This is a genomic window from Stenotrophomonas genospecies 3 (assembly GCF_054473855.1).
Genome location: NZ_JBTMUR010000001.1, coordinates 499,043 through 523,985 on the forward strand (window position 1 = coordinate 499,043; position 24,943 = coordinate 523,985).

At 67.2% G+C, this 24,943-nt stretch carries 22 protein-coding genes and 2 riboswitches; of the genes, 6 read left to right on the top strand and 16 right to left on the bottom strand.

The window, feature by feature from the left end; translation table 11 throughout:
- Positions 1-15: 15 nt before the first annotated feature.
- The 3 genes from ACX9OT_RS02255 to ACX9OT_RS02265 form a co-directional block, all read right to left on the bottom strand.
- A complete protein-coding gene (locus ACX9OT_RS02255; RefSeq protein WP_032129679.1) occupies positions 16-1,380 on the bottom strand; it encodes an MATE family efflux transporter in 1,365 nt (454 codons plus the stop codon).
- Between the two features lie 239 nt (positions 1,381-1,619).
- The gene (locus tag ACX9OT_RS02260; protein ID WP_049423404.1) at positions 1,620-2,198 is read right to left on the bottom strand and encodes a DUF3106 domain-containing protein; all 579 of its coding nucleotides are present in this window, start codon (positions 2,196-2,198) and stop codon (positions 1,620-1,622) included.
- Positions 2,191-3,195 (bottom strand): hypothetical protein, encoded by a 1,005-nt coding sequence (locus tag ACX9OT_RS02265; RefSeq protein WP_032129681.1) that lies wholly within the window; start codon positions 3,193-3,195, stop codon positions 2,191-2,193. The genes ACX9OT_RS02260 and ACX9OT_RS02265 overlap by 8 nt, the downstream gene beginning before the upstream one ends.
- A gap of 412 nt (positions 3,196-3,607) precedes the next feature.
- Here ACX9OT_RS02265 and ACX9OT_RS02270 point away from each other — a divergent pair, with 412 nt between their 5' ends.
- On the top strand, positions 3,608-5,785 hold the full coding sequence (locus ACX9OT_RS02270) for a primosomal protein N' (protein ID WP_049461959.1): 2,178 nt from the start codon (positions 3,608-3,610) through the stop codon (positions 5,783-5,785).
- Positions 5,786-5,979: 194 nt separating this feature from the next.
- Here the strand turns inward: ACX9OT_RS02270 and ACX9OT_RS02275 are convergent, their stop codons facing one another.
- Entirely contained in the window at positions 5,980-6,600 is a 621-nt protein-coding gene (locus ACX9OT_RS02275; protein WP_049461958.1) for a glutathione S-transferase family protein, read from the bottom strand.
- A gap of 113 nt (positions 6,601-6,713) precedes the next feature.
- The gene (locus ACX9OT_RS02280) at positions 6,714-7,493 is read right to left on the bottom strand and encodes an NYN domain-containing protein (protein ID WP_010481148.1); all 780 of its coding nucleotides are present in this window, start codon (positions 7,491-7,493) and stop codon (positions 6,714-6,716) included.
- Positions 7,494-7,616: 123 nt separating this feature from the next.
- Between ACX9OT_RS02280 and ACX9OT_RS02285 the strand changes: the two genes are divergently transcribed.
- Positions 7,617-8,897 (top strand): NAD(P)/FAD-dependent oxidoreductase, encoded by a 1,281-nt coding sequence (locus ACX9OT_RS02285; RefSeq protein ID WP_049461957.1) that lies wholly within the window; start codon positions 7,617-7,619, stop codon positions 8,895-8,897.
- Positions 8,898-9,115: 218 nt separating this feature from the next.
- On the opposite strand, the gene ACX9OT_RS02290 is transcribed toward ACX9OT_RS02285, so the two are convergent.
- The 3 genes from ACX9OT_RS02290 to ACX9OT_RS02300 all read right to left on the bottom strand — a co-directional run bounded on the left by ACX9OT_RS02290 (position 9,116) and on the right by ACX9OT_RS02300 (position 10,369).
- Positions 9,116-9,547: a nuclear transport factor 2 family protein gene (locus ACX9OT_RS02290; protein WP_049461956.1), complete on the bottom strand. Its 432-nt coding sequence runs from the start codon at positions 9,545-9,547 to the stop codon at positions 9,116-9,118.
- Positions 9,548-9,615: 68 nt separating this feature from the next.
- Complete coding sequence (locus tag ACX9OT_RS02295) at positions 9,616-10,008, bottom strand: hypothetical protein (RefSeq protein WP_223224703.1); 393 nt, start codon at positions 10,006-10,008, stop codon at positions 9,616-9,618.
- 94 nt (positions 10,009-10,102) lie between these two features.
- Complete coding sequence (locus tag ACX9OT_RS02300) at positions 10,103-10,369, bottom strand: GIY-YIG nuclease family protein (protein ID WP_005419660.1); 267 nt, start codon at positions 10,367-10,369, stop codon at positions 10,103-10,105.
- A 40-nt stretch (positions 10,370-10,409) separates the two neighbouring features.
- Positions 10,410-10,499: riboswitch (glycine riboswitch) on the top strand.
- A gap of 13 nt (positions 10,500-10,512) precedes the next feature.
- A riboswitch (glycine riboswitch) is annotated at positions 10,513-10,616 on the top strand.
- A gap of 84 nt (positions 10,617-10,700) precedes the next feature.
- Between ACX9OT_RS02300 and ACX9OT_RS02305 the strand changes: the two genes are divergently transcribed.
- The 4 genes from ACX9OT_RS02305 (at position 10,701) to ACX9OT_RS02320 (ending at position 18,900) form a co-directional block, all read left to right on the top strand.
- Positions 10,701-11,318, top strand: coding sequence for a trimeric intracellular cation channel family protein (locus tag ACX9OT_RS02305; RefSeq protein ID WP_005411215.1), 618 nt, complete (start codon positions 10,701-10,703; stop codon positions 11,316-11,318).
- Positions 11,319-11,603: 285 nt separating this feature from the next.
- The gene (locus ACX9OT_RS02310; protein WP_012512239.1) at positions 11,604-12,770 is read left to right on the top strand and encodes an MdtA/MuxA family multidrug efflux RND transporter periplasmic adaptor subunit; all 1,167 of its coding nucleotides are present in this window, start codon (positions 11,604-11,606) and stop codon (positions 12,768-12,770) included.
- Positions 12,767-15,844 carry a multidrug efflux RND transporter permease subunit gene (locus ACX9OT_RS02315; protein WP_049461954.1) on the top strand — a complete coding sequence of 1,026 codons (3,078 nt, stop codon included), beginning with the start codon at positions 12,767-12,769 and terminating at the stop codon, positions 15,842-15,844. Before ACX9OT_RS02310 ends, ACX9OT_RS02315 begins: the two co-directional genes overlap by 4 nt.
- Positions 15,841-18,900: an efflux RND transporter permease subunit gene (locus tag ACX9OT_RS02320; RefSeq protein ID WP_080356513.1), complete on the top strand. Its 3,060-nt coding sequence runs from the start codon at positions 15,841-15,843 to the stop codon at positions 18,898-18,900. Before ACX9OT_RS02315 ends, ACX9OT_RS02320 begins: the two co-directional genes overlap by 4 nt.
- Before the next feature lie 43 nt (positions 18,901-18,943).
- Here the strand turns inward: ACX9OT_RS02320 and ACX9OT_RS02325 are convergent, their stop codons facing one another.
- From ACX9OT_RS02325 to ACX9OT_RS02360, 8 genes are all read right to left on the bottom strand, one after another.
- Positions 18,944-19,255, bottom strand: coding sequence for a DUF5076 domain-containing protein (locus ACX9OT_RS02325; protein WP_080356512.1), 312 nt, complete (start codon positions 19,253-19,255; stop codon positions 18,944-18,946).
- 451 nt (positions 19,256-19,706) lie between these two features.
- Entirely contained in the window at positions 19,707-20,780 is a 1,074-nt protein-coding gene (locus ACX9OT_RS02330) for a 3-deoxy-7-phosphoheptulonate synthase (protein ID WP_049462798.1), read from the bottom strand.
- A 295-nt stretch (positions 20,781-21,075) separates the two neighbouring features.
- On the bottom strand, positions 21,076-21,333 hold the full coding sequence (locus ACX9OT_RS02335; RefSeq protein WP_005414620.1) for a hypothetical protein: 258 nt from the start codon (positions 21,331-21,333) through the stop codon (positions 21,076-21,078).
- Between the two features lie 112 nt (positions 21,334-21,445).
- Positions 21,446-21,784: a DUF6616 family protein gene (locus ACX9OT_RS02340; protein ID WP_049462799.1), complete on the bottom strand. Its 339-nt coding sequence runs from the start codon at positions 21,782-21,784 to the stop codon at positions 21,446-21,448.
- A gap of 55 nt (positions 21,785-21,839) precedes the next feature.
- Positions 21,840-22,580, bottom strand: a complete 741-nt coding sequence (locus tag ACX9OT_RS02345; RefSeq protein WP_049462800.1) for a DNA alkylation repair protein — start codon at positions 22,578-22,580, stop codon at positions 21,840-21,842.
- Positions 22,577-23,077 carry a MarR family winged helix-turn-helix transcriptional regulator gene (locus ACX9OT_RS02350; RefSeq protein ID WP_049462801.1) on the bottom strand — a complete coding sequence of 167 codons (501 nt, stop codon included), beginning with the start codon at positions 23,075-23,077 and terminating at the stop codon, positions 22,577-22,579. The genes ACX9OT_RS02345 and ACX9OT_RS02350 overlap by 4 nt, the downstream gene beginning before the upstream one ends.
- 55 nt (positions 23,078-23,132) lie before the next feature.
- Positions 23,133-24,161, bottom strand: coding sequence for an LLM class oxidoreductase (locus ACX9OT_RS02355; protein ID WP_049462807.1), 1,029 nt, complete (start codon positions 24,159-24,161; stop codon positions 23,133-23,135).
- A 13-nt stretch (positions 24,162-24,174) separates the two neighbouring features.
- The gene (locus ACX9OT_RS02360; RefSeq protein ID WP_049462802.1) at positions 24,175-24,810 is read right to left on the bottom strand and encodes a glutathione S-transferase family protein; all 636 of its coding nucleotides are present in this window, start codon (positions 24,808-24,810) and stop codon (positions 24,175-24,177) included.
- Positions 24,811-24,943: the final 133 nt, after the last annotated feature.

Here is a 24,943-nt window from a genome sequence, read left to right on the forward strand (position 1 = left end):
GGGCGGGCGGGACGATCAGGACAACATCGATTGGCCGATGCGCAGGCTGCTGCGACGCAGGCGCCAGCCCATCAGGATGGCGGCGGCGGTCAGGCCGACGATCAGGCCGATCCACATGCCCTGCGGGCCCATGCCCAGGCCCAGGCCGAGCCCGGCGCCGAGCGGCATGCCCAGGCCCCAGTACGCGAACATGGCGATGAACATCGGCACGCGGGTGTCCTTCAGCCCGCGCAGCGCGCCGGCCGACAGCACCTGGATGCCATCCGGGAACTGGAAGGTGGCCGCGTACAGCAGCAGGGTGGAGGCCAGGCCGGCCACCGCCAGGTCGTTGGTGTAGACACCGACGATGGCGTCATGGCCGAACAGCAGCACCGCTGCCGACAACGTCTGCGTACCCATGATGATCGCGTAGCCGGCCCAGGCCGCGCGCCGCACGCCGAAGCCATCGCCACGACCGACCGCATGGCCGACGCGCACGGTGGTGGCCTCGGCCACGCCCATCGGGATCATGAAGCACAGCTGGGCGACGTTGATCGCAATCTGGTGCGCGGCCGCTTCATTGGCACCAAGGCGGCCGATCAGCAGCGCGGTGACGATGAACAGGCCGCCCTCCATCAGCACGGTGATGCCGATCGGCAGGCCAGTGCGCAGCAGGTCCCAGATCGCCTTCCAGCGCGGTCCTTCGAAGTGCGAGAACAGCTGCAGGTGGGCAAAGCGCTTGGTGAACCACAGGTAGGTGGCGAAGGCGATCGCCTGCAGCCACATCATCACCGCCGAAGCGATGCCCAGGCCCTCGGCGCCCATTTCCGGGAAGCCGAGCTTGCCGTTGGCCAGCACGTAGCCCATCGGTGCCAGCACCAGCAGGCCACCGAAGCCGAGCAGCATGGTCGGCAGCGTCCAGTGCATGCCCTCGCTGAGATAGCGCATGCAGAAGTACAGGGTCAGCGCAGGTCCGCCCCAGCGCACCGCGTGCAGGAACGCGGTGGCCCCCGGCACGATGTCCGGTGCGATGCCGAACGCAGGCAGCAGCGGCGGCACCACGGTGAGGAAGGTGAACATGATCAGGCCCAGGCCCAGCGCCAGCCACAGTGCCTGGCGGAACAGCGGGCCGATCTCGCGCTCGCGGCCAGCGCCATGCAGCTGCGACACCGAGGCGGTGAGTGAGATCAGGGTGCCGATCGGGATCAGCATCGGCAGCCACAGCAGGGCGGTGCCGATGGTCACCGCGGCCAGGGTCGCCGTGGCGTGGTGGCCGGCAATGACATTGTCGACGAAGGAGATCAGACCGGTGGACACATGCCCGAGCACAAGCGGCAGGGCGAGCAGACCGGTAGCGCCGACTTCCTTGCTGAAGCGCGGCGTGGAGGTTGCAGTAGACATAAGGTGCTTGACGCGAACTACGGTTGCGCGCGAAGGGCACAGGCACCGGGTTGCGGGCCGCCATCTTACGCGTGCAGCGCGCGCATTCCCATGACATGGCGTGAATGCTGGGTTCCGGCAGGCCCCGGCATCACGCGTTGCGATCACGTTACGAACAGAAAAAGGGGACGGAGGGGATTAAGTCGTTTCAAGCCCGACTGTGCCGAATACGACTTAATCCCCTCCGTCCCCTTTTCTTTCTACTGCCCGGCCTGGCGCTTGAGCCAGGTATCGCGCTCGGCCGGCGGCACCGCGAGGAACGCGCCGCGGACCTTGTCGCGCTCCTGCGGTGGCGTGCGCTGTGCCACCAAGGTCAGTTGGGCCAGCTGCGCCGGGCTGAGCTGGCGCAGCACGGCCAGCGCGGCCTCGCGCTGTTCCGGCGGCACGAAGCCGAACAGGCCGTGCAGCTTGGGGAACTCCAGGCCCAGCTGCGGGCCCAGCCGCCAGCCTTCGCGGAAGGCCTGGTCCTGCGCCTGGAACTGCTGGCGCAGGCGCTGCTGCTGGTCGGCCGGCAACGCATTGAATCGCGCAGCGGCCTGACGGATCCGCTCACGCTCGCCCTCCGGCAATGCCCGCCATGCGGCGTAGTCGGCGCGGCGCTGGCGCTGCTGCTGGGCATCGAGCTGGGCGAACGCAGCGGGCGTCGTACCTGTGGTGGCCGGGGCCGCCGGTGAACTGCCCGGCACTGGCGGCGGCAGCGGCACGTTCAAGGTCTGCGGCGCGGCGGACAGCGACAACGGCAGGGCCAGCAGCAGGCTGGCGAATACGGTCTTATTCATCGGCAGCAGCGGTTTCCAGCGTGGCGCTGGCCGGCTCCGGCCGACTCGGCTTGGATTGCGACTCGTCCACCGGCAGCGGGCCGCCCGCGGCGGTCCATGCATACAGATCGGCATCGGCCACCAGCGGATAGTCGCGGTCGGCCAGCATCGTGGCGTCGTCCGTCGCCTGCGCAGGGGTCGCGTCCGGCGTGGCATTGACCTTGCTCGGCGGCAGTGCTTCCACCGTGACGGGACCCGCCTCACCAACCACGCCTTCCGGCAGCGGTGCGTCGCTGCCGAACGAATGTCCCTGCCAATGGCGCCAGCCCAGCGCGGCGGCCAGCAGTACCACCACGGTTATCAGCAGGATCAACGGACCGCGCCAGCGCGGCTTGGCATTGGCGCGGCGGCGCTTGCCAGTGGCTGCAGCCCGCTCGTCGCGCTGCGGGGTGCGCCAGCTGGAGGTCGGCGCTTCACTGCTGTTCGTCGGTGCGGCCGGCTGTTGCAGCTGCTGCAGGCGTTTGACGGGCAGATCGCGGATGCGCAGCTGCACCTGTTCGGCCAGCTGGCGCCAGGCCGAGGCGTCGGGCTGGCCGTGCGCGTCACGCGGGCAGGCATCGGCCAGCAACTGCTGGTAGCCGGCTTCGTCCTGGTCGAGCACGCGCGTGGCGATACCTTCATCCAGGCTGCCGCCCACCCGCAGCAACAGCGCCAGGCGCGGCAACGGTCCCATCTGGCCCAAGGCGGCAAGCGGCGGCTCCCACTGGCCGCCCACCGGCTCACGCAGCGCTTGGCGCTGGCCCAGCAGGGTCCAGAAGCGGGTTGGCCACTGCGCCATCGGCAGGTCACTGGCGACCGCCGCAAACGCGCGCATCACCGCCACCAGGGTCTGTTCGGCCCGGGCAGCATCGCCGCACTGCAGTTCAGCCACCACCAGGGCGCGGCGTTCAACGCCTCGCAGGAACGCCGACAGCGCGCCGGCCGCGGTCGAGGAAACAGGGGCGGGCACAGCCGTCATCGATCACTCCAAAGGTCTGCCCGCATGATAGCGGCAGGCCATCGGCGCCCGTAGGACTTGCGCCCACAGGCACTTCGTGCTGCAGGTTGTGCACAGCACCACGCTGCCTGCGCAGGAAACTGTGGCATCCAGCTGAATTCACTCTGTTTCAGCATTGTTTCACACTTAACTCATTGATTTTGATGGATTTTAAAGTATGGCGATTTTTTGACCAACCCGAGCGTGAGGCCGTCGCCATCGGCCTCCTGCGCGCCCGCCGACCGGTAACGCACAGCGTTATCCACAGAACATGTGGATAAGACTGAATCTCCAATGGACACCGATATTTAGGTGACATTTATGATTCAACGGACCCCGCCCCGCCGCCGCCCACTCCGCCATTCGCGCGCGCATGGCCCGGTACACTGGCCCGATGCTTTCACCGATTCCGACCCTGCAGGTCGCCCTGCCCGTCCCCCTGCCCCGCCTGTTCGACTACCTGTCGCCGGAGGGCGTGGCCCCCACGGTTGCGGTCGGCTGCCGCCTGAAGGTGCCGTTCGGCAACCGTGAGCTGGTCGGTGTGGTGGTGGGACACGGCCAGACCGACGACGGCCAGGGACTCCGCCAGGCGTTGGCCTGGTGCGACCCGCAGCCGCTGCTGCAGGGTGAGCTGTGGCAGAGCCTGCAGTGGCTGGCGCGCTACACCCACGCGCCGTTGGGCGAAGTACTCAGCACTGCCCTGCCCGGCCCGCTGCGCCACGGCGAGGCCCTGCCCGACACCCATCACTGGGGCTGGCAACTGACACCCGAAGGCCATGCCCAGCGCGGGAAGCTGCGCGCCGGCAGCCGCCCGCGGCAGCTGGCCGAACTGCTGGCCGAGGCCGTGGTGGATGAAGACGTACTGGGCGAACGCATGGAGGACTGGCGCACCGCCGCACGCAGTCTGGCCAAGCGTGCACTGGCCGAGCGCGTGGCGATGACGGTGGCACCGCAGCATGCGCAGCCGCTGCCCGGGCCCACGCTCAACCCGGACCAGGCCGAGGCCGTGACTGCGATCAACGCCGCCGACGGCTTCCAGCCTTTCCTGCTGGATGGCGTGACCGGCAGCGGCAAGACCGAGGTCTACCTGCAGGCGATCATCCATTGCCTGGCACAGGGCAGGCAGGCGCTGGTGCTGGTGCCGGAAATCGGCCTGACTCCGCAGACCCTGGCACGCTTCCGCGGCCGCCTCGGCATCGCCGTGCATGCGCTGCATTCGGGCTTGAACGATAACGAGCGCGCTCGCGTCTGGGCAGCCGCCTCACGTGGTGAAGCACGGGTCATTGTCGGCACCCGCTCGGCAGTGTTCACGCCGCTGCCGCAGGCCGGTCTGCTGATCATCGACGAGGAACATGACGGCAGCTACAAGCAGCAGGACGGCATCCGCTACCACGCGCGCGATTTCGCCCTGGTGCGCGCCAAGGCGCTCGGCATTCCCGTGCTGCTCGGCAGTGCCACGCCCTCGCTGGAAACACTGCACAACGCCTATGCCGGGCGCTACACCCACCTGCGCCTGAAGCAGCGTGCCGGCGATGCACGACCACCGCGCGTGCGCATCCTTGATGTGCGCAAACGGCCATTGCACGATGGCCTCTCGGCCGATGTTCTGGCCGGCATCGGCGAGCACCTGCAGCGTGGCCAGCAGGTGCTCGTGTTCAAGAACCGCCGTGGCTACGCACCGGTGCTGCTGTGCCACGACTGCGGATGGACCGCGCCGTGCCAGCGCTGCGATGCACCGATGACCGTGCATGGTGGCGGCCGCCGGCTGCAGTGCCACCACTGCGGTGCGCGGCAACCGGCGCCGCTGGCATGCCCGGCCTGCGGCAGCCTGGCGCTGCAGCCGCAGGGCATCGGCACCGAACGCCTGGAAGAGCACCTCACCGCCGCCTTCGCCGATTTTCCGGTGGTGCGCATCGACCGCGGCACCACCTCACGACGCGACGCACTGGAACAGCAGCTGGCGAGGCTGGGCGACCAACCCGGCATCCTGGTCGGCACGCAGATCCTGGCCAAGGGCCACGACCTGCCGAAGCTGACACTGGTGGTGGTGGTGGGCATCGACGAAGGGCTGTTCTCGGCCGACTTCCGTGCCAGTGAAAAACTGGCACAGCAGCTGATCCAGGTCGCTGGCCGCGCCGGCCGTGCACGCGATCCCGGCGAGGTCTGGCTGCAGACCCATCACCCCGGGCATCCGCTGCTGGAAACCCTGGTGAGCGGTGGCTACCACCTGTTCGCGCAGGCCGAGTTGAACCAGCGCCAGGCCGCCGGATTCCCGCCGTTCGCGCATCTGGCACTGATGCGCGCCGAGGCACAGCAGGTCGAGCATGCCAATGCGTTCCTGCTGGCGGCGCGGCAACTGCTGGGGGAACAGAATGTGGTCGAGGCCTACGGGCCGATGCCGGCGCCAATGCCGCGGCGTGCCGGCTACCAGCGCACCCAGCTGCTGCTGTCCGCGCTGCAGCGGCCACCGCTGCATGGCGTGCTGGCCCAGCTGGTGCCGCAGCTGTATGCGCTGCCGGAGGCACGCAAGGTGCGCTGGTCGCTGGATGTGGATCCGACGGATCTGTATTGAGGGCGCTGCCCAATGCTGCGTAGAGTCGAGCTTGCTCGACTGCCGTGCGCCAGAAACAGTCGAGCAAGCTCGACTCTACCGTCGGTCCGTATGGACCCGACGGATCTGTATTGAGGCAGACGAACGCTAGCGCCGGGCCATGCCCGGCGGTCCTCCGCATACCACGCTCGCCGGGCATGGCCCGGCGCTACCCCTCAGGTCAGCGGCGACATCACGCCGCGCTGGTAGGCCGGGCGTTCGCGCAGGCGGGCGTACCAGTCGGCCAGGTGCGGCAGGTCCGGGCGCTGGATGGGCAGTTCGAACCAGGCATAGATCAGCGAGCCCAGCGGGATGTCACCCATCGCGAACGTCTCGCCCGACAGCCACGGCTGTCTGGCCAACGTGGCATCGGCCATCGCCAGGTAGTCACCGGCACGCACGATGGCGGCATTGATGCGCGCTTCGTCGCGGTCAGCTGGGGCGGTGCGCATGATGCCCCAGATCAGGTCGGTGTACAGCGGCGCCATGCGCGAGGTGCTCCAGTCCATCCACTTCTCGGCCTGGGCGCGTTCCATCGGGTCTTCGGCGTACAGCGTGCCCAGCGCGTAGCGCGCGCTCAGGTAGCGCACGATGGCATTCGATTCCCACAGCGGCAGGCCATGGTCTTCGATCACCGGCACCAGGCTGTTGGGATTCATCGCCAGGTACTCCGGCGTCTGCGTGCCGCCATGGCTGCCACCAACCTCGATGGATTCGTACGGCAGGCCGATTTCCTCGGCGCACCACAGCACCTTGCGGACGTTGCTGGAATTGCGGCGGCCCCAGATCTTCAACATGCGGGTTTTTCCTTGCTGGCAATGCGAGCGGCAACGATACGCCTGATCGGAGTGGGTGTGTGGGTGGCGGATGTGGAATCGGGCATCTGCGCGCTGCCGGCCAGCGGCCGGCACTACCGGTTTTTCTTCGGCAGCGCGCGCACGTAGGAGGACTTGCCGTCCTTCTTCAGCTCGAACAGCCCGATCGCCGCCAGCAGGTCACTGAGCTTGCCGTAGCCGTAGTTGCGCGGGTCGAACGACGCCTGGTTGCCGATCTGGCTGCCGACCGGGCCAAGGTGCGACCAGCCATCCTCGCCCTCGGCCGAGGACACCGCACGGCGCAGCATCTTCACCAGCCGCGTATCGCTGCGCATTTCCGCGCCGCTCTTGCGTGGACGCGCATCGTCGTTGGCCACGGGCTCGTTCGATGCCTGTTCGCTGGACGCCTGTTCGGTATCCGGCACGCTGGCATGGGTCTGGCCCAGCGCTTCCAGATAGGTGAACTTCGAACACGCATTGACGAATGGTTCCGGCGTTTTCTTCTCGCCGAAGCCATACACCTTCACGCCATCGGTCAGCAGGCGCATCACCATCGGGGTGAAATCGGCATCGCTGGACACGATCGCGAAGCCATCCAGATTGCGCGCGTACAGCAGGTCCATGGCATCGATCACCATCGCCATGTCCGACGCGTTCTTGCCTTTGCTGTAGGCGAACTGCTGGATCGGGCGGATCGCGTACTCGTGCAGCACCGCCTCCCATCCCTTCAACCGTGGGCTCTTCCAGTTGCCATAGGCGCGGCGCACGTTGGCCACGCCGTAGCGGGCGACTTCAGCCAGGACCTCGTCGATCTTCGAGGCCGGCGCGTTGTCGGCGTCGATCAACAGGGCGATGCGCTTTTCCGGTTCGCTCATGGGCTCCTCACGGGCGGTTGCCTGAACCCGAGTATCGCCGATCCATGCGGGCGCTGACGTGACAGGGCGCCATCGTGCGAAGATGCCAGGCGCTTCCCCCAATGCCCCCACTGGAGTGAGTCGATGAGTCGCGAGCGCGTTCCCCATCTGGTCGTTGTCGGCGGCGGTTTTGCCGGCCTCTGGGCCACCCGTGCCCTGGCCCGCGAGCGCATACGCATCACCCTGGTCGACCGCCGCAACCACCATCTCTTCCAGCCACTGCTGTACCAGGTGGCCACCGCCGGCCTGTCCGCGCCGGACATCGCCGCGCCGCTGCGCCACATCCTCGGCCACCAGCGCAATGTGGAAGTCCGCCTCGGCGAAGTGGTGACCATCGACAAGCAGGCCCGGCAGATCCGCATGGCCGATGGCAGCACGCTGGACTACGACAGCCTGCTGCTGGCTACCGGCGCCACCCACGCCTACTTCGGCAACGACCAATGGGCCGATGATGCGCCCGGGCTGAAGACGCTGGACGATGCCATCGCACTGCGCCGCAAGCTGCTGCTGGCGTTCGAGCGCGCCGAGGCCGAGCCGGACCCGGCGAAGAAAGCGGCGTGGTTGAGCTTCGCCGTGGTCGGCGGCGGCCCCACCGGTGTTGAACTGGCCGGCACCCTGGCCGAAATCGCGCGGCATACGCTGCGCAACGAGTTCCGCCATATCGACCCGGCCAGCGCCAAGGTGCGGCTGGTCGAAGCCGGCCCGCGCGTGCTGTCTTCGTTCCCGGAAGTGCTTTCGCTGAAGGCACGGCGGCAACTGGAAAAACTGGGCGTGGAAGTATTGACCGGTACCCCGGTGAGCGACATCGACAGCCAGGGCTTCAAGCTCGGCGATCAGTTCGTGCCGGCCCGCACCGTGGTCTGGGCCGCCGGCGTGGCCGCTTCACCGCTGGCGCGCACCCTGGACGTGCCACTGGACCGCGCTGGACGCGTGCAGGTGCAGCCGGACCTGACCCTGCCCGACCACCCCGAGCTGTTCGTGGCCGGCGATCTGGCCGCACTGAATCAAGCCAATGGCAAGCCGGTGCCCGGCGTCGCGCCCGCCGCCAAGCAGATGGGCAAGTACGTGGCCGAGGTGATCCGCGCGCGTCTGCATGGCAAGGCCGCACCGGGGCCGTTCAAGTACGCCGACTTCGGCAACCTGGCCACCATCGGCCGCATGGCCGCGATCGTGCACCTGGGCCGGCTGCAACTCTCGGGCGTCCTCGCCTGGTGGTTCTGGCTGGCCGCACACGTGTTCTTCCTGATCGGCTTCCGCAACCGCATCGTGGTGCTGCTGAACTGGGCCGTGGCGTACTGGAGCTACCAGCGCAGCGCGCGCATCATCTTCGGTGATGACCAGGAAGACCGGCGACCGAGGCGCTAGGGCCGAAGACGGACACGGGTTCTCTGCCTGGGAGTAGATCCACGCCATGCGTGGATGAATGTCTGTGCAGGCCGCATGGAGCTCAGCCACGCATGGCGTGGCTCTACTGCCTCATCAGGCCGCCGGGCACTCGCCGTTTCGACCAAACCCGGCAGAGGTCTTCCTTTCTCGCAGTACCGGCAATTGAAAGCCAAGCTCTACCTGCGGCACGCATCGCTCTACCGCGCCTTCGGTTTCGGGTACCACAGCGCGTTGACGATGACCCAGCGCTGGTCGAAGCGCCCCATGTGGAAGTAGTCGACGAACCACGGCGTTTCCAGCCGTACCGAGGCCGCGTTGCCGGTCACGTCCAGCACCGTGCAGCGGCGGTCCCATTGATCCTTCGGGGTCTTCAGCGCGCCCTGCTTCGTCAACGAGACCAGCTCTTCCTTCGACATGCGGCGCAGGCCCAAGCGTTCGTCGGGTGTATCGCCGAGGACCGCGCGCTTGGCCAGGTCCGAGTGCAGGGAGCGGGCGACGCGCTGCGGGTCGGCCTCCAGCTGGCCGTCGACGTAATCGTGGCAGGTGGCTTCGATGGCCGCGATGGTGGCCGGGTCGGCGGCAGGGCTCGTTGCTGCGGAAAGAGCGAACAGCAGGGCAATCGTGGACATCCGGGTCTCCGGCTCTGGGCGCGGGGCGATCATCGCATGGGCAAGCCGCATCCACGCATGGCGTGGATCTACTGCATCAGGCCCATTTCGTCGACGCTCAGCTGCATGTACAGGAACGCGGCCGCTTCGTCGGTCATCGGCTGGCCCTGCGGGAAACTGTCGAGCCAGGCGGAGATGCGCGCATGCCGATGCTTCAGCGCATCAGCTATCGCGCGCTTTTCCGCGTCGGTGGCATGTTCCCGCATCTCATCGCGCAGCAGGTCATCGCCGATGCCCCATTTTTCGGCCAGCGGGATCAGGTCGACCAGATCGGGCGGCACCTGGTCGCGGCGCAGGTGGATGGGCTCGGGCGTGTCCGGGCCGCGCTGTGCGGCCAGTTCGGCGGCGCTGCCGATCTGCCCGTGCTGCAGCGGTGGCGGAGTCTGGGCGCAGGCCGACAGGGGGATACAGAACGTCAACATCAGCATCCAGCAGGATTTCATCGGACCGCTTCCTGTGTCGATGGATGTGGCGATGATGGCATGGCCCAGCACACCATCCACGCATGGCGTGGATCTACAGGACCGGGGCCTGCAGCCAGGCCAGCTTGCGTTCGCGCGGCTGCTGCTTGAGCTGCCACTCGGCCCGCGAGGCGGCGGCCCGGTCCGGGTACTCGCGCACGGCCAGCACGCGCAGCGGCGGCCGGGCCCGGGTGTAGCGCGCGCCCTTGCCGGCCTGGTGGGCGGCGAAGCGCGCGTCCACGTCGGTGCTGATGCCGGCGTAATAGCTGCCATCGCGGCATTCGAGCAGGTACAGGAACCACGGGCGGAGGGACGGGGCCATGCCCGGATTATGCCGTGCTGCACTGCAGCGGATATACTGGCGCCCGAATGCAGGAGAGAGGCGCCGCGCTGGCGCCCGCCGAAGGCGCAGGCTCCCATGATCGCTCAGGCCGGTGGGCTGGAATCCCACCAACCATGCATTCGACTCGCCGAGCTGGAGAGAGGTCACCGGGCACGCCCGGGACGATCCGCCGAAGGGGCACGCGGCCTACGCCGCTGAACTCTCAGGCAAAAGGACAGCGGGAGCGGCACCGGTCATCGTCATCCCGTCATTGCGCAGGCAGTGGCGGTAGCCGCGCATGGCCGGCCCCACCGCGCCCGGAGCCTGTCCCATGCTGCTGTCCATCATCTACCTGATCGCCATTTCCGCCGAAGCCATGACCGGCGCGCTGTCCGCCGGCCGCCGCCGCATGGACCTGTTCGGTGTGGTCATGATCGCCTGCGTTACCGCCCTCGGCGGCGGATCACTGCGCGACATCCTGCTCGGTCACTATCCGCTCGGCTGGGTGAAGCATCCCGAGTACCTGGGCTTCACCGTGTGTGCGGCGCTGATCGCCACCTGGGTCGCACGCTGGATGCACCACTTCCGCCGCACCTTCCTGGTGCTCGATGGCCTGGGCCTGATCGCCTTCACCCTGATCGGCTGTTCGATCGCGCGCGAGGCCGGCCATGCCATGCCGATCGTGCTGATCGCCGGCATGCTGACCGGCGCCTTCGGCGGCGTGCTGCGCGACATTCTCTGCAACGAGGTGCCGCTGATCTTCCAGAAGGAGCTGTACGCGATCATCGCGCTGCTGACCGGCGCGGCCTACCTGTTGCTGCTGCACTGGGGCGTGGCCGACGCCACCGCGATCCTGTGCTGCCTCGGCGGCGGCTTCGCGCTGCGCCTGCTGGCGATCCACTACCGCTGGGAAATGCCGAAGTTCGTCTATCACGACGAAGTGCATTGATTGTTTGTCGGTAGTGTCGGCCGCTGGCCGGCAACACGGCACACGCCCGCAGATTCCGGCAGGTTGCCGGCCAGCGGCCGGCACTACCGAATGCGTTGCATGACCATGGTCATACGGCATTGGCCGGGGTGATTGGCTACCATTGTCACCCCGTCGCTGCCGCGACGGCATCCAGCCACGCCGCGCCCGCGGCCCCGCCAGACAACTCCCTCCCCGCTGCCCGTGGTGCCGTGAACGCGCCGACGGGCCCGCATGTCCCTGCGCGCGCAGGGCGCAGGATGCCCCATGTCTGTCGCCGAAAATTCCCGCTTCCGTCGTGCCCGCCTGTTATGGGCGGTGCTGGCCATCGCCCTCGTCGCCGTTCTGGCGTGGTGGCTGTGGCCCCGGAATGGTGCCGGCAGCAGCGACGATGCGCCGGGCAAAACGGTGCCGGTACGCGTGGCACGCGCCAGCGCCGAGCCGCTGGTGCTGCGCCTGAAGGCGGTCGGTACGGTCACCCCGCTGCACAGCGTGGTGGTACGCAGCCGCGTGGATGGCGAACTGCTACGGCTGCATTTCCAGGAAGGCCAGCAGGTGAAGGCCGGCGATCTGCTGGCGCAGATCGACCCGCGCCCGTATGAAGTGAAGCTGGCACAGGCGCAGGGTACCCAGCAGCAGAATCTGGCCGAGCTGGAAAACGCTGAGCGCCAGCTGCAGCGCTACCGCGAACTGCAGAAGCAGAACTACGTGTCCGGGCAGGAACTGAGCGACCAGCAGAGCAAGGTGCGCCAGCTGCAGGGCCGCCGCCTCAGCGATCAGGCGTCTGTTGATGAAGCGCGCCTGCAGCTGCAGTACACCCGCATCACCGCGCCGGTCAGTGGCCGCGTCGGGCTGCGCCGTTTGGACGTGGGCAACCTGGTGCGCGCCAGCGATGCCGAAGGCCTGGTGACGCTGGCGCAGACCGCGCCGATCAGCGTGCTGTTCACCGTGCCCGAACCCGAGCTGCCTGCGCTGCTCGATGCCGTGCAGGCGCAACCGGCACTGGCGGTGGAAACCTGGGACCGCGAAGAACGCCGGCAGCTGGCCCGCGGCTCGCTGTCCAGCGTCGACAACCGCATCGATACCACCACCGGCACGTTGAAACTGCGTGCGCACTTCGACAACCACGATCTGGCGCTGTTCCCCAACCAGTTCGTCAACGTCCGCCTGCAGCTGGGCGAGCAGCCCGCGCTGCTGATTCCCGATGCCGCCGTGCAGTTCGGCAGCCAGGGCAACTACGTGCATATCGTCGACAAGGACAGCAAGGCACAACGCCGCACCGTGGTGCTCGGTCCAGCCGATGATGGACGCGTGGCCGTGCGCTCCGGGCTGGCCGCAGGGGACAAGGTGGTGATCGAAGGCATCGACGGGCTGGAAGACGGCACGGCGGTGGAGATCATCACCGAGGAGGCCGCGACCAAGGCCGGCGCATGAACCTCTCGCGCCCGTTCATCCTGCGCCCGGTCGCAACGACTCTCCTGATGGTGGCGCTGCTGCTGTCCGGCGTGCTGGCCTATCGCCTGCTGCCGGTGGCGGCGCTGCCGCAGGTCGATTACCCGATCATCCAGATCACCACGCTGTATCCGGGGGCCAGCCCCGAACTGACCACACGCACCATCACCGCACCGCTGGAGCGCCAGCTCGGCCAGATTCCCGGCCTGAAACAACTGTCGTCGACCAGTTCCGGTGGCGCCTCGGTCATTACCCTGCAGTTCGGGCTGGAGGTGTCGCTGGGTGTGGCCGAGCAGGACGTGCAGGCCGCCATCAACGCGGCGGGCAGCTTCCTGCCCGGGGACCTGCCGGTGCCGCCGGTGTACCGCAAGGTCAACCCGGCCGACACCCCCATCCTGACCTTGGCGGTGACCTCGCAAGGCCTGTCGCTGCCGCAGGTGCACGATCTGGTGGATACGCGCATCGCCCAGCGCCTGGCGCAGTTGCCCGGCGTCGGCCTGGTCAGCCTGGCCGGTGGCCAGCGCCCGGCGGTGCGCATCCAGGTCAATCCAGCGGCGCTGGCCGCCAACAACCTGGGCATGGACCACATCCGCACCGCCATCGCCGCCGCCAACGTCAACCTGCCCAAGGGCAGTTTCGATGGCCCGATCCGCGCGGTGATGCTCGATGCCAACGATCAGATGCGCAGCGTGGATGAGTACCGTGCCCTGATACTGGCCTGGCGCGACGGCGCGCCGCTGCGGCTGGGCGATGTAGCCACCATTACCGATGGCGCCGAGAACCGCCAGTTGGCTGCGTGGAGCGGTACCACGCCGGCAGTGCTGGTGAACATCCAGCGCCAGCCCGGCGCCAACGTGATCGCCGTGGTCGAGCAGGTGCGTACGCTGCTGCCGCAGCTGCAGGCCACGCTGCCCGCCGGCGTGCAGATGAATGTACTGAGCGACCGCACCGAATCGATCCGCGCGTCGGTGCGCGGCGTGCAGAAAGAACTGGTACTGGCCATCGGCCTGGTGGTGCTGGTCACCTGGGTGTTCCTGCGCAATCTGCCGGCCACGCTCATTCCCAGCGTCGCGGTGCCGCTGTCGCTCATCGGCACCTTCGCGGTGATGCTGCTGGCCGGCTATTCGCTCAACAACCTCACGCTGATGGCGCTGACCATCGCCACCGGCTTCGTGGTGGACGACGCCATCGTGATGCTGGAGAACATCGCCCGCCATCTGGAGGAAGGCGAAAGCCCCCGCGATGCAGCGCTGAAAGGCGCAGCCGAGATCGGCTTCACCCTGGTGTCGCTGACTGTTTCGCTGATCGCGGTGCTGATCCCGCTGCTGTTCATGGCCGACCTGGTGGGTGCACTGTTCCATGAGTTCGCAGTGACACTGGCGGTAGCCATCAGCATTTCGCTGGTGGTCTCGCTGACGCTGACGCCGATGCTGTGCGCGCGGTTCCTGAAGCCGCACGCGAAGACTGCACATGCGCCCGATGTCTTCGACCGCGTCATCAGCCTCTACGACCGCCAGCTGCGCTGGGTGCTGCAGCGCCAGCCGCTGATGTTGCTGGCCACCGTTGCCACCCTCGCACTGACCGTGGCGCTGTACTTCGCCGTGCCCAAGGGTTTCTTCCCGGTGCAGGATGCCGGCCTGGTGCAGGGCATCAGCGAAGCGCCGCAGGCGATCTCATTCCAGGCCATGCGCCAGCGCCAGCAGGCGCTGGCGGCGGCCATCGAAGCCGACGAGGCGGTGGCCAGCGTCTCGTCCTACATCGGCGTGGACGGCAACAACGCCACGCTCAATACCGGCCGCCTGCTGATCGAGTTGAAACCGCACGGCGACCGCGACGGCGCCGCCGTGGTGATGGCGCGCCTGCAACAGCGCGTATCGAGTATCCCCGGCATCACCCTGTACCTGCAGCCGGTGCAGGAGCTGGGCATCGAAGACCGCATCAGCCGCACCCAGTACCAGTTCACCCTGACCACGCCGGATCTTGAAACACTGGAACGCTGGACCCCGAAGCTGCTGCAGGCGCTACGCCAGCAACCTGCACTGCGCGATGTCGCCAGCGATCTGCAGATGCAGGGCCGGCAGGCGCGCGTGGCGATCGACCGCGATGCGGCGGCGCGCCTGGGCGTAAGCGTGGAAGCAGTAGCCGATGCGCTGTACGACGCCTATGGGCAGCGCCAGATTTCGACCATCTTCACCCAGGCCAGCCAGTACCGGGTGGTGCTGGAGGCCGATCCTTCACGACAGCCCGGGCCGGAGGCGATCACGGGCCTGCGTGTGCGCAGCAGCAGTGGGCAGACCGTGCCGCTGGGTGCGGTGGCGCGGGTAGAGGTGGGTCCGTCCGCACTGCTACGCAATCACGTGGGCCAGTTCCCGGCGGCCACGCTGTCGTTCAACCTTGCCCCGGGCGCTTCGCTGGGCGAAGCGGTGGAGGCTGTGCACGCCGCGCGCGCACAGGTGAACCTGCCGCAGAGCATCGAACTTCGCCTGCAGGGTGCCGCAGCGGCCTTCAGCAGCTCGCTGTCGTCCACACTGTGGCTGATCCTGGCCGCGGTGGTGGTGATGTACATCGTGCTGGGCGTGCTCTACGAGAGCTTCATCCACCCCATCACCATCCTCTCCACCCTGCCCTCGGCCACCGTCGGTGCGCTGGCTGCGCTGTGGGTAAGCGGACGCAGCCTGGACCTGATCGCGGTGATCGGCATCGTGCTGCTGATCGGCCTGGTGAAGAAGAACGCGATCATGATGATCGACTTCGCGCTGGACGCGCAGCGCACACGCGGCATGTCACCGCGCGAGGCGATCCATCAGGCCGCGCTGCTGCGTTTCCGGCCGATCCTGATGACCACGCTGGCCGCGCTGTTCGGCGCAGTGCCGCTGATGCTGGCCAGTGGTTCCGGCGCAGAGCTGCGGCAGCCACTCGGCTGGGTGATGGTGGGGGGGCTGCTGGTCAGCCAGGTACTGACCCTGTTCACCACGCCGGTGATCTACCTGGCCTTTGATCGCCTGCAGCGAGGCCGTGCGACGTCCCCGGTGGCCGTTGACGAGGCGCGCGCGTGACCCCCATCGCGCGCCTGGCGCAGGCCTGCGTGCAGCGCCCAGTAGCGACGATCCTGCTGGCGGTGGCGCTGGTGCTGGCCGGCCTGCTGGCATTGCGCCTGTTGCCGGTGGCGCCGCTGCCACAGGTCGATTACCCCGCCATTGAAGTCAGTGCCAGCCTGCCCGGCGCCTCGCCCGAGTCGATGGCAGCCACCGTCGCCACGCCGCTGGAGCGCGCACTGGGCAGCCTGCCCGGCATCTCACGCATCGACTCGGCCAGCACCCAGGGCCAGACCCAGATCGAACTGAAGTTCGTACTCGGCCGCGACATCGATGAGGCAGCGCGTGAAGTGCAGGCCGCCATCAATCTTGCACGCGGGCAGTTGCCCAGTGGCATGCCCGGCATGCCGCAGTACCGCAAGGTCAATCCCTCACAGGCACCGATCCTGGCGCTGGCACTGACCTCGGACACGCGTTCGCCAGGCCAGCTGTATGACCTGGCCTCCACCGTGCTGGCGCAGAAGCTGTCGCAGGTACCGGGCGTGGGCGAAGTGCAGGTGGGCGGCAGCGCCTTGCCCGCCGTGCGTGTATCGCTGGACCCGAATGCACTGAACCATGCAGGCCTGGCGCTGGAGGACGTGGCCCAGGCCATCGGCCGCGCCAACGCCATGCGCCCGCTGGGTGCCGTGGGCGATGACCGCCAGCAGTGGCAGCTGGAAGCGCCGCTGCAGCTGCGCCAGGCCGCGCAGTACCGCGAACTGGCTCTGAAGGTGAGCGACGACCGCACGCTGCGGCTGGGCGATGTCGCCGCCGTTGCCGATGGCGTGGAAGACCGTTACGCCAGCGGCTTCCACAACGAACGCCCGGCCGTGCTGCTGATCGTCAGCCGCCAACCCGGCGCCAACATCATCGCCACCGTCGATGCCATCCAGGCCCAGCTGCCCCAGCTGCATGCACTGCTGCCCTCCGGCGTGGACATGCGGCTGGTGATGGACCGCTCGCCGGTAATCCGCGCCACCCTGCATGAGGCAGAGCTCACCCTGGTGCTGGCGATCGTACTGGTGGTGCTGGTGGTGCTGGCCTTCCTCGGCCACTGGCGTGCTGCACTGGTGCCCAGCGTGGCGATTCCGGTGGTGCTGTTCGGTACGCTGGCGCTGATCGCGCTGATGGGCTTCTCGCTCAACACGCTCTCGCTGACGGCGTTGATTGTCGCGGCGGTGCTGGTGGTGGACGATGCCATCGTGGTGCTGGAGAACATCGCCCGCCATCGCGAGCTGGGCGCTGACCGCTGGCAGGCGGCGGTGCGTGGCGCATCGGAAGTCGGTGCCACGCTGCTGTCGATGAACGTTGCACTGGCCGTGGTGTTCGTCTCCATCCTGTTCCTGGACGACTTCGTCGAACGCCTGTTCCGCGAATTCTCGTTGACCCTGGTGGCGGCCATGACGGTCTCCGTGCTGGTCGCGCTGAGCCTGGTGCCGATGCTGTGTGCACGATTGTTCGTGGATGCCGCGCAGCAACCCTCGCGCTGGCAGCGGGGCAGCAATGCGCTGTTCGAACGTGTGCGCAGCGCCTACCTGCGCACGCTTCAGGCCAGCCTGCGCCGGCTGCGCTGGCCGTTGCTGGCCTTCGTTGCAGTCATCGCGCTTAACACGTGGCTGTTCCAGCAGGTGCCCAAGGGCATCGTGCCCAAGCAGGACACCGCGCAGCTGCGCGGCTTCGCGCGCGGCGATGACGGCCTGTCCTTCCAGGCCATGCAACCGAAGATCGATGCGTACAGGAAGCTGTTGCTGTCCGATCCGGCCATCGAGGACATCATCGGCTACATCGGTGGCAGCAACGGGGTCAACAACGCCTTCATCATGATCAAGATGAAGCCGCTGGCCGAGCGCAAGGTGTCCAGCCAACAGGTGATCGACCGCCTGCGCGCGCGGCTGCCCAAGCTGCCCGGCGGCAATCTCTATCTGTGGGTCGACCAGGACATCCGCCTGGAGGGCGCCGGCAGCAGCGGCAAGTACGAGTTCCAGCTGCTGTCGGCCGATACAGCACCACTGCGCGAATGGGCGCCGAAGGTGGCGGCCGCGCTGCGTGGCCTGCCCGAACTGGTGGACGTGGAAGCACAGGGTGAAGCGGGCATGCGCCAGGTGGTGCTGGATATCGACCGCGAAGCAGCCGCGCGCCACGGCGTCGACCTGCGCACGGTGGCCAACATGCTCAACAACTCCTTCAGCCAGCGCCAGGTCGCCACGCTGTACGACAGCCTCAACCAGTACCGCGTGGTGATGGAGTTGGACCCGAAGCACACCCAGGACCCGGGCACGCTGTCACGCCTGCAGGTGATCGATGGCAACGGCCAGCGCATTCCGCTGTCGAGCATCGCCAGCTGGCGCTATGGCATGGCACCGGACCGGGTGTACCACAGCGAGCAGTTCGCCTCGATCTGGATCGAGTTCGCACTGGCACCGGGGGTGGGCCTGGAACAGGCCACGCAGGCGATCGATGGTGCGATGTCGAAACTGATGCTGCCACGTTCGGTCCAGGGAAAACTGTCCGGCGAAGCCGGCGGCCTGGATCAGCTGCGCGCGCGCCAGCTATGGCTGGTGCTGGGCGCCACGCTGGCGGTCTACCTGGTGCTGGGCATCCTCTACGAGAGCTTCCTGCAGCCGCTGGTGATCCTGTCCACCCTGCCTTCGGCCGGTGTCGGTGCGCTGCTGGCGCTGTGGCTGTTCGGCAACGAACTGAACCTGATCGCCCTGCTCGGCCTGTTCCTGCTGGTGGGCGTGGTGATGAAGAACACCATCCTGCTGGTGGATTTCGCACTGGCCGGCGAGCGGCGCGGGCTGAGCGCGAAGGATTCAGTGATGGAAGCCGCACGGTTGCGCCTGCGGCCGATCCTGATGACCTCGCTGGCAGCGCTGCTGGGCACGCTGCCGCTGATGCTGGCCAATGGCGAAGGCTGGGAGCTGCGGCAACCGCTGGGCATTGCGATTGTCGGCGGCTTGCTGGTCAGCCAATGGTTGACGCTGTACACGACCCCGGCGATGTATCTGGCGTTGGCGAGGATTCGGGCGAAGCGGTGAAGGTGGGGCGGGGAATTCATCCACGCGTGGCGTGGATCTACCGTCAATGCCGCACGACGAACCCGCCGGACCGGCCGCTGGATGGCGCCTGCAGCTCCTCGTTGAAGGCTGCCTTGATGGCCTCGACCACCACGTCACGGTCCATGCCCTCACTGGTCACCAGCGCGTCGGCAACGTGCTGGGCAACATCTGCAAGAATTCGCCCCCAGGCACGTTCTTCGCGGATGTCAGGGCGATCCTCGTACAGCCCCACTTTCAATGATGCATGCAGCCCGCGCTCAGCGATCCACACGCGAATCATCTCGACCGAAGATTCGTCGCGTTGGGCAGCTTCAGGGATGATCAGTTCTTTCATGGCGGCAGCCGCAAGGAGAAGTGATCGCATTGTGGCCCACATCCATGCATGGCGTGGATCTACTGCGGACCTTGAGTAGAGTCGAGCTTGCTCGACTGCCGTTGGTGCACGTTTTTCCGCAGTCGAGCAAGCTCGACTCTACGTGTCCAAGGCGGATCATCGCACTGTGCGGACTGGACCACTTGGCGTGCCGGGTGCGACCCGACGGGCCCGCGACAAATGTGGCCTCCAGCGGTCGTAGCCGTCATTGCCGGGGACGGCGAATCGTCCACGCATGGCGTGGATCTACTGCCACCCCGGCGATGTACCTGGCGCTGTCGCTCATGCGCAGCGCCAGGCGCATCGCCGGTGCAGATGGGCCGGTCTCCAACTCCGACCGGCCCTGATCGCGGCCGCACCCCCGCAGGCGCTGGCCGCCATCCACACACGTGCCGCACTCAGGCGGCTTCCATCAAGCTGCTTCGGACACCTTCACGTCGCGACGGGCGCGCACGGCCGCAGCCAGTCGCTCCAGCACCGTCACGGTGGTGTCCCAGTCGATGCAGCCATCGGTGATGCTCTGCCCATAGACCAGCGGCTGGCCTTCCACCAGTTCCTGGCGGCCACCGACCAGATGGCTCTCGATCATCACGCCAACGATGCGCTGTTCGCCGTCTTCCAGCTGAACGGCGATGTCCTCGATCACCTTCGGCTGGTTCTCCGGGTTCTTCAGGCTGTTGGCATGGCTGGCGTCGATCATCAGGCGCGTCGGCAGCTTGGCCTTGGCCAGCACCTGGCAGGCCTCGGCAACACTGCCTGCGTCGTAGTTCGGCTGCTTGCCGCCGCGCAGGATCACATGGCAGTCCGGGTTGCCGGTGGTCGACACGATGGCGGTGCCACCCTGCTTGGTGACCGACAGGAAGTGATGCGGGTTGGATGCCGCACCCACGGCATCGGCCGCAATCTTCACGTTGCCATCGGTGCCGTTCTTGAAGCCGACCGGGCACGACAGCCCCGAGGCCAGCTCGCGATGCACCTGGCTTTCGGTGGTGCGTGCGCCGATCGCGCCCCATGCCACCAGGTCGGCGATGTACTGCGGCGAGATCACGTCGAGGAATTCGACGCCGGCCGGCAGGCCGAGTTTGTTGATGTCGCGCAGCAGGCCGCGGGCAATGCGCAGGCCCTTGTCGATCCTGAAGCTGCCGTCCAGGTCCGGGTCGTTGATCAGGCCCTTCCAGCCCACCGTGGTGCGCGGCTTCTCGAAGTACACGCGCATGACGATCTCCAGCTCACCGGCCAGCGCGTCACGCAGCGGCTTCAGGCGCTGGGCGTACTCGATGGCGGCGTTCGGGTCGTGGATCGAGCACGGGCCAACCACCACCGCCAGGCGGTCGTCACGGCCATGCAGGATCTGGTGCAGGGCCGCGCGCGAGGCGCTGACGGTGTCGGAAGCTTCATCGTCACAAGGCAGCATCGCCAGCAGCTGGGCAGGCGGTGTCAGCGGTTCGATGGTGCGGATACGCAGGTCGTCGGTGTGCGGGGGCATTGCAGGAGATCTCCGGAACGTTGGGGGCCCCCAGCGTGGCGGCATGAAAAAAGCCGCCAGGTTCGCTGGCGGCTTTCGGGAATGCGTCTGAAGCTTTCTTCAGGGTGAGCGCAGTCCTTCCTCCGCCAGTGGCTTCGGAAAGTAATACCAGTAAAAGCGGGTGGCGGCTGCGTTCATGGGATCTATTGATAGCACAGCTTTTGCGCAGTGCAAAATGTTTCATCCGCAACTGGGGACGCGGTTCAGCGAGGTGCGCACCAGCCATGCCTACGCGGCGGCAGCCACGCGAAGTTGCTCATTTACCATGCACTTCCACGTCCAGCAGCAGGCCCTCATGGATGTCGGCCCAGCGCTCCAGCACGCGGTCCAGCTCCTGCCTGGCTTCGTCCAGCTGCTCGGGGTTGAGCAGGGAACGCGCGGTGTAGAGGTCGGAAACCAACCGCCGCAGGGCCGATTCCGGGATGGCCACCGACGGCCCCTCCAGGCCCGGCAACTGCAACGCCGGGCTGTCGCCAAGAGGGCCGAACAGCGTGACCTGGAGCGTGCTCTGCATGATCGACTTCCCTGCGGATGGACATGGGCAATGCACTGTTTACCGTGTCTGGGTGACAGGCGCATGTGCCATCCATGCCGTGGGCTGCGCTATGCGAGCGCTCTTCGCGCCGCTACAACGCAGCCAGATCAGCCAGATGCTGGGCCATGTCGTCCACCGCGCCTACCGCATGGGTGGTGGTGAAGTAGTCGTGCCAGCCGGTGGCGGCGATGCCCGCCACCAGCGCGTCGGCCTCCTCGCGGCTGGCGCAGCACCAGACGGCATAGAACTGCTCACCACTGCCGTGCGGTACGTCCGTGGCAATGCTGCCCATCGCCAGCGGCGTGATGCGGGCTGGATCGAACTGCTGCATGCCGGCGCCAATACGGGCGAAGAAGGCATTCCGCTGCTCGGGCGGGAGTGCGGTCCAGGCTGGTGTGGCGGTGTAGAGCTCGATGAAGGTGTGCGACATGGTGGTTCGTCCTTGAGGTTTACGGGGTTGCGGGGTTGCCGGCCAGCGGCCGGCACTACCGGAACGAGCGCAATGCGCGTTTGCGGATGTAGGCGTTGGCGTCGCTGTGGCGCTCGTGCTGCCAACGCGTGCACAGCTCGCGCAGCCACTGCGGATGAGTCTTGCCGGCGTCATTGAGCCAGTTGCCGACCGAATCCTGCACATAGCGTTCCGGGTCGTCAGCCAGTGCTTCCAACATGGGTAACGCAAGTTCCGGATGCTGCTTGAACAGTGCGATATGCGTGGCCCAGACACCGCGTGGGCGCAGCGCTTCACAGGCGAAGCGGCGCAGGTACGGCGATGTTTCCTGTGTCCAGGGTTGCAGGTACTCAAGCGCCTGCATCGGCGCGGCAACGATGTCCGTGCGTAGCGCCAGCCACGCCCATTCGCGCACACCGAAGTGTGGGTCATCGGCCAGCGTGCGCATCTGCTGCAGCTTCTCTGCCAACGTTGCGTGGGCATCGTTGCCGACCAGATAGCAGGCCCAGCCACGCACGGTATCGGAGCTGTGATCCTGCCAGAACTCAGGCGCGCCCTGCCCCGCCTCACGCAGCAGTTGCGCGGCCAGGGCCATGCGCAGCGTGATGCCCTTGCCTGAGGCATCCCGCATGCGTTGCAGCGCTTCCGGTGCAAGCGCAGGCGCCACCACCTGCAGCAACGCGGCGAAATCCACTGCCAGGCATTCGGCCAGATGGGCGGTGGCAACGCGACCGGTGTTGAGTTCATGCAGGCGTTGCGCCGCAATCGCCGGGCTCATGCTGCAGACTCTCGTCCAGCATCGGTGTGCTGCCAGACCTTGTGCAGCAACCGCGACAGCTGCTGCTGTTCATCGGTATCCAGACCATTGAACAGGCCTCCGATCCACTGTGTGTGCTGGTCAAACAGTGTCTCGGCCAAGCGTTTTCCCCGTGCGGTCAATACGATCTGCAGGCGACGGCCATCCTCAGCATCGCTGCGACGCTGCAGCAGTTCTTCGCGCTGCAGGCCATCGAGCAGGCCGCTGATGGTGGCGCGGGTCACGCCTGCGCGTTCGGCCAGCTCGTGGGGCGACAACGTGCCACCGGCCCCATGCAGCAGGAACAACACGATGAAGCGACCCTCACTGAGCCCGTGTGGCGCCAGCCGGGTGGCGCAATCGTGGTCGATGGACGACGACAACGACAGCAGCTGGAAGCACAGGCGCAGCTGCGCAACATTGGCATGGCCGCGTCGCAGCGCCTCTTCCAGCAGGGCATTGTGCTTGGCTTCGATCATCTCGTGATGAGCATATGATTAGGCGCCTAATCATATGCCATCCCCTTCGGCGTGGCTACCAGTCCATCACCTTCGCCGCCGGCCCGGGATGCGACGGAAACAACGGCAGTACCTCCTCGGCCAGCTCCTGCAGCACCTCGCCGGCAGGCCGCTCGGCGAACTGGATCCCCAGTGCGGCATGGTTGACGCCGGCCCGCTGCCAGGCCTGCAGCAGATCGATCAGACCCTTGCGGCCGGTGCGCAGGGTGAAGCCACCCCGCAACGGCATGCGTGGATGATCCGGATCGTCCACCAGGTCGATCCATTCGTTGGTCATGTGCGGACGGAAGCCGCCGTCCGGAATCAGCGCGCGCCAGGCGCCGATCTTCGCGGCCAGCCGCTGCGGACCGGCGTTGTCATGGGTGGCCTCTGGATAGGTCAGCCACCCATCGGCATGCTGGCCGATCCACTCCAGTGGCTGACGTGCGCCACCGGTGACAACCAGCGGAACGCGGCCACTGACCGTGGGCGGCAGCAACTGCACGCCCTGCCCGGCACCGGCGTGTGTCATCCGCCCATCCGTGCCCGGTTGCAGCCAACGGCGCATCTCGTTCATTGCGGTGGCGAAACGCTCTCCGCGCGCCGCGTGCTCCAGTCCATAGGCCGGGAACTCCAGCGGTCGATCACCGGACGCCACACCCATCACCAGCCGCCCACCGGACAGCTGATCGATCGACGCCGCGGCCTTGGCCAGATCGATCGGATGGCGAAGTGGCAGCACCACGCTGCCGGTGGCCAGGGCCACGCGCTGTGTGCGCGCTGCCAGCCACGCAAGGTAGGTGAATGGATCGAACAGCTGGCCTGCATCACCGAACAGCGGATCGAACAGCGGCACGTCGCGCACCCATACCGCGGCAAAGTTGTGGCGGTCGATCTCCTCCACCAGCCGCGCCTGGCCCTGCAGCACGGCCATGTCGCCCTGGTAGAAGCGCAGCGGCAGGTAGATGCCCAGCGTCAGTGCATCGGCGCGGAACATGCGCTGGTAGCCCGGGTGCGCGGCAAAGACCGGCGCCGACGCGCCCGGCATCGCAATGGAATCATTCATCAGCATCGCCTCCTTACGGACCGGTGGCCGGCTCGGGCAGCTGCACGCCGCGCTGTACCGCAGGGCGTGCTGCAACCCGCGCGTACCACGCATCCAGATGGCGATGCCGCGACAAATCGATGTCGATGATGCGGGCGATATGCAGCCAGCCGAAGTGGGCGATGTCGGCAATCGAGTAGTGATCGCCAGCCAACCACTCGCGTCCCTGCAGGCGCTGGTCGAGTACGCCGAACAGCTCGTCGCTCAGGCGGCGGTAGCGTTCGATTGCCGCGGAATCGGGCTGTTGTGCGAAATGCTCGAAGTGCACGCGCTGGCCGAGGATCGGGCCGACGCTGGCGGCATGGAACATCAGCCAGGTCAGCGTCTCCCAGCGCGCAGCCGGTTCGGAAGGCAGCAACGCATTGCCCTGTTCGGCCAGGTACATCAGGATCGCCGCCGATTCGAAGACAACGATGCCGCGCGCGCGATCTTCCAGCACGGGAATGCGGCCATGCGGGTTGAGCCGCAGGAAGTCGGGATGGCGATGTTCGCCATCGGCGATGTGGACGTGGTGAAGGCGATAGGGAAGACCCAGCTCTTCCAGTGCGATGGTGGCCTTGAAGCCATTGGGAGAACTGTCGGAGTACAGGTGCAGCGAAGGTTCGTTCATGGGAATCCTGGACGGCAGGGAGCGACGGCAGGTACCGGCCGTTGAAGGTGGCCGGGCGATGCGGGAACGGGCGCTGCAGCAGCCGTGCAGGCAGTCTAGGAAAGGCCTGCGTCGCGGGGAAACGATGTCTTCT

Coding starts and splice junctions, on each gene's coding strand:
- ACX9OT_RS02255 (WP_032129679.1), bottom strand. CDS start 1,380: ATGTCTACTGCAACCTCCACGCCGCGCTTCAGCAAGGAAGTCGGCGCT.
- ACX9OT_RS02260 (WP_049423404.1), bottom strand. CDS start 2,198: ATGAATAAGACCGTATTCGCCAGCCTGCTGCTGGCCCTGCCGTTGTCG.
- ACX9OT_RS02265 (WP_032129681.1), bottom strand. CDS start 3,195: ATGACGGCTGTGCCCGCCCCTGTTTCCTCGACCGCGGCCGGCGCGCTG.
- ACX9OT_RS02270 (WP_049461959.1), top strand. CDS start 3,608: ATGCTTTCACCGATTCCGACCCTGCAGGTCGCCCTGCCCGTCCCCCTG.
- ACX9OT_RS02275 (WP_049461958.1), bottom strand. CDS start 6,600: ATGTTGAAGATCTGGGGCCGCCGCAATTCCAGCAACGTCCGCAAGGTG.
- ACX9OT_RS02280 (WP_010481148.1), bottom strand. CDS start 7,493: ATGAGCGAACCGGAAAAGCGCATCGCCCTGTTGATCGACGCCGACAAC.
- ACX9OT_RS02285 (WP_049461957.1), top strand. CDS start 7,617: ATGAGTCGCGAGCGCGTTCCCCATCTGGTCGTTGTCGGCGGCGGTTTT.
- ACX9OT_RS02290 (WP_049461956.1), bottom strand. CDS start 9,547: ATGTCCACGATTGCCCTGCTGTTCGCTCTTTCCGCAGCAACGAGCCCT.
- ACX9OT_RS02295 (WP_223224703.1), bottom strand. CDS start 10,008: ATGTTGACGTTCTGTATCCCCCTGTCGGCCTGCGCCCAGACTCCGCCA.
- ACX9OT_RS02300 (WP_005419660.1), bottom strand. CDS start 10,369: ATGGCCCCGTCCCTCCGCCCGTGGTTCCTGTACCTGCTCGAATGCCGC.
- ACX9OT_RS02305 (WP_005411215.1), top strand. CDS start 10,701: ATGCTGCTGTCCATCATCTACCTGATCGCCATTTCCGCCGAAGCCATG.
- ACX9OT_RS02310 (WP_012512239.1), top strand. CDS start 11,604: ATGTCTGTCGCCGAAAATTCCCGCTTCCGTCGTGCCCGCCTGTTATGG.
- ACX9OT_RS02315 (WP_049461954.1), top strand. CDS start 12,767: ATGAACCTCTCGCGCCCGTTCATCCTGCGCCCGGTCGCAACGACTCTC.
- ACX9OT_RS02325 (WP_080356512.1), bottom strand. CDS start 19,255: ATGAAAGAACTGATCATCCCTGAAGCTGCCCAACGCGACGAATCTTCG.
- ACX9OT_RS02330 (WP_049462798.1), bottom strand. CDS start 20,780: ATGCCCCCGCACACCGACGACCTGCGTATCCGCACCATCGAACCGCTG.
- ACX9OT_RS02335 (WP_005414620.1), bottom strand. CDS start 21,333: ATGCAGAGCACGCTCCAGGTCACGCTGTTCGGCCCTCTTGGCGACAGC.
- ACX9OT_RS02340 (WP_049462799.1), bottom strand. CDS start 21,784: ATGTCGCACACCTTCATCGAGCTCTACACCGCCACACCAGCCTGGACC.
- ACX9OT_RS02345 (WP_049462800.1), bottom strand. CDS start 22,580: ATGAGCCCGGCGATTGCGGCGCAACGCCTGCATGAACTCAACACCGGT.
- ACX9OT_RS02350 (WP_049462801.1), bottom strand. CDS start 23,077: ATGATCGAAGCCAAGCACAATGCCCTGCTGGAAGAGGCGCTGCGACGC.
- ACX9OT_RS02355 (WP_049462807.1), bottom strand. CDS start 24,161: ATGAATGATTCCATTGCGATGCCGGGCGCGTCGGCGCCGGTCTTTGCC.
- ACX9OT_RS02360 (WP_049462802.1), bottom strand. CDS start 24,810: ATGAACGAACCTTCGCTGCACCTGTACTCCGACAGTTCTCCCAATGGC.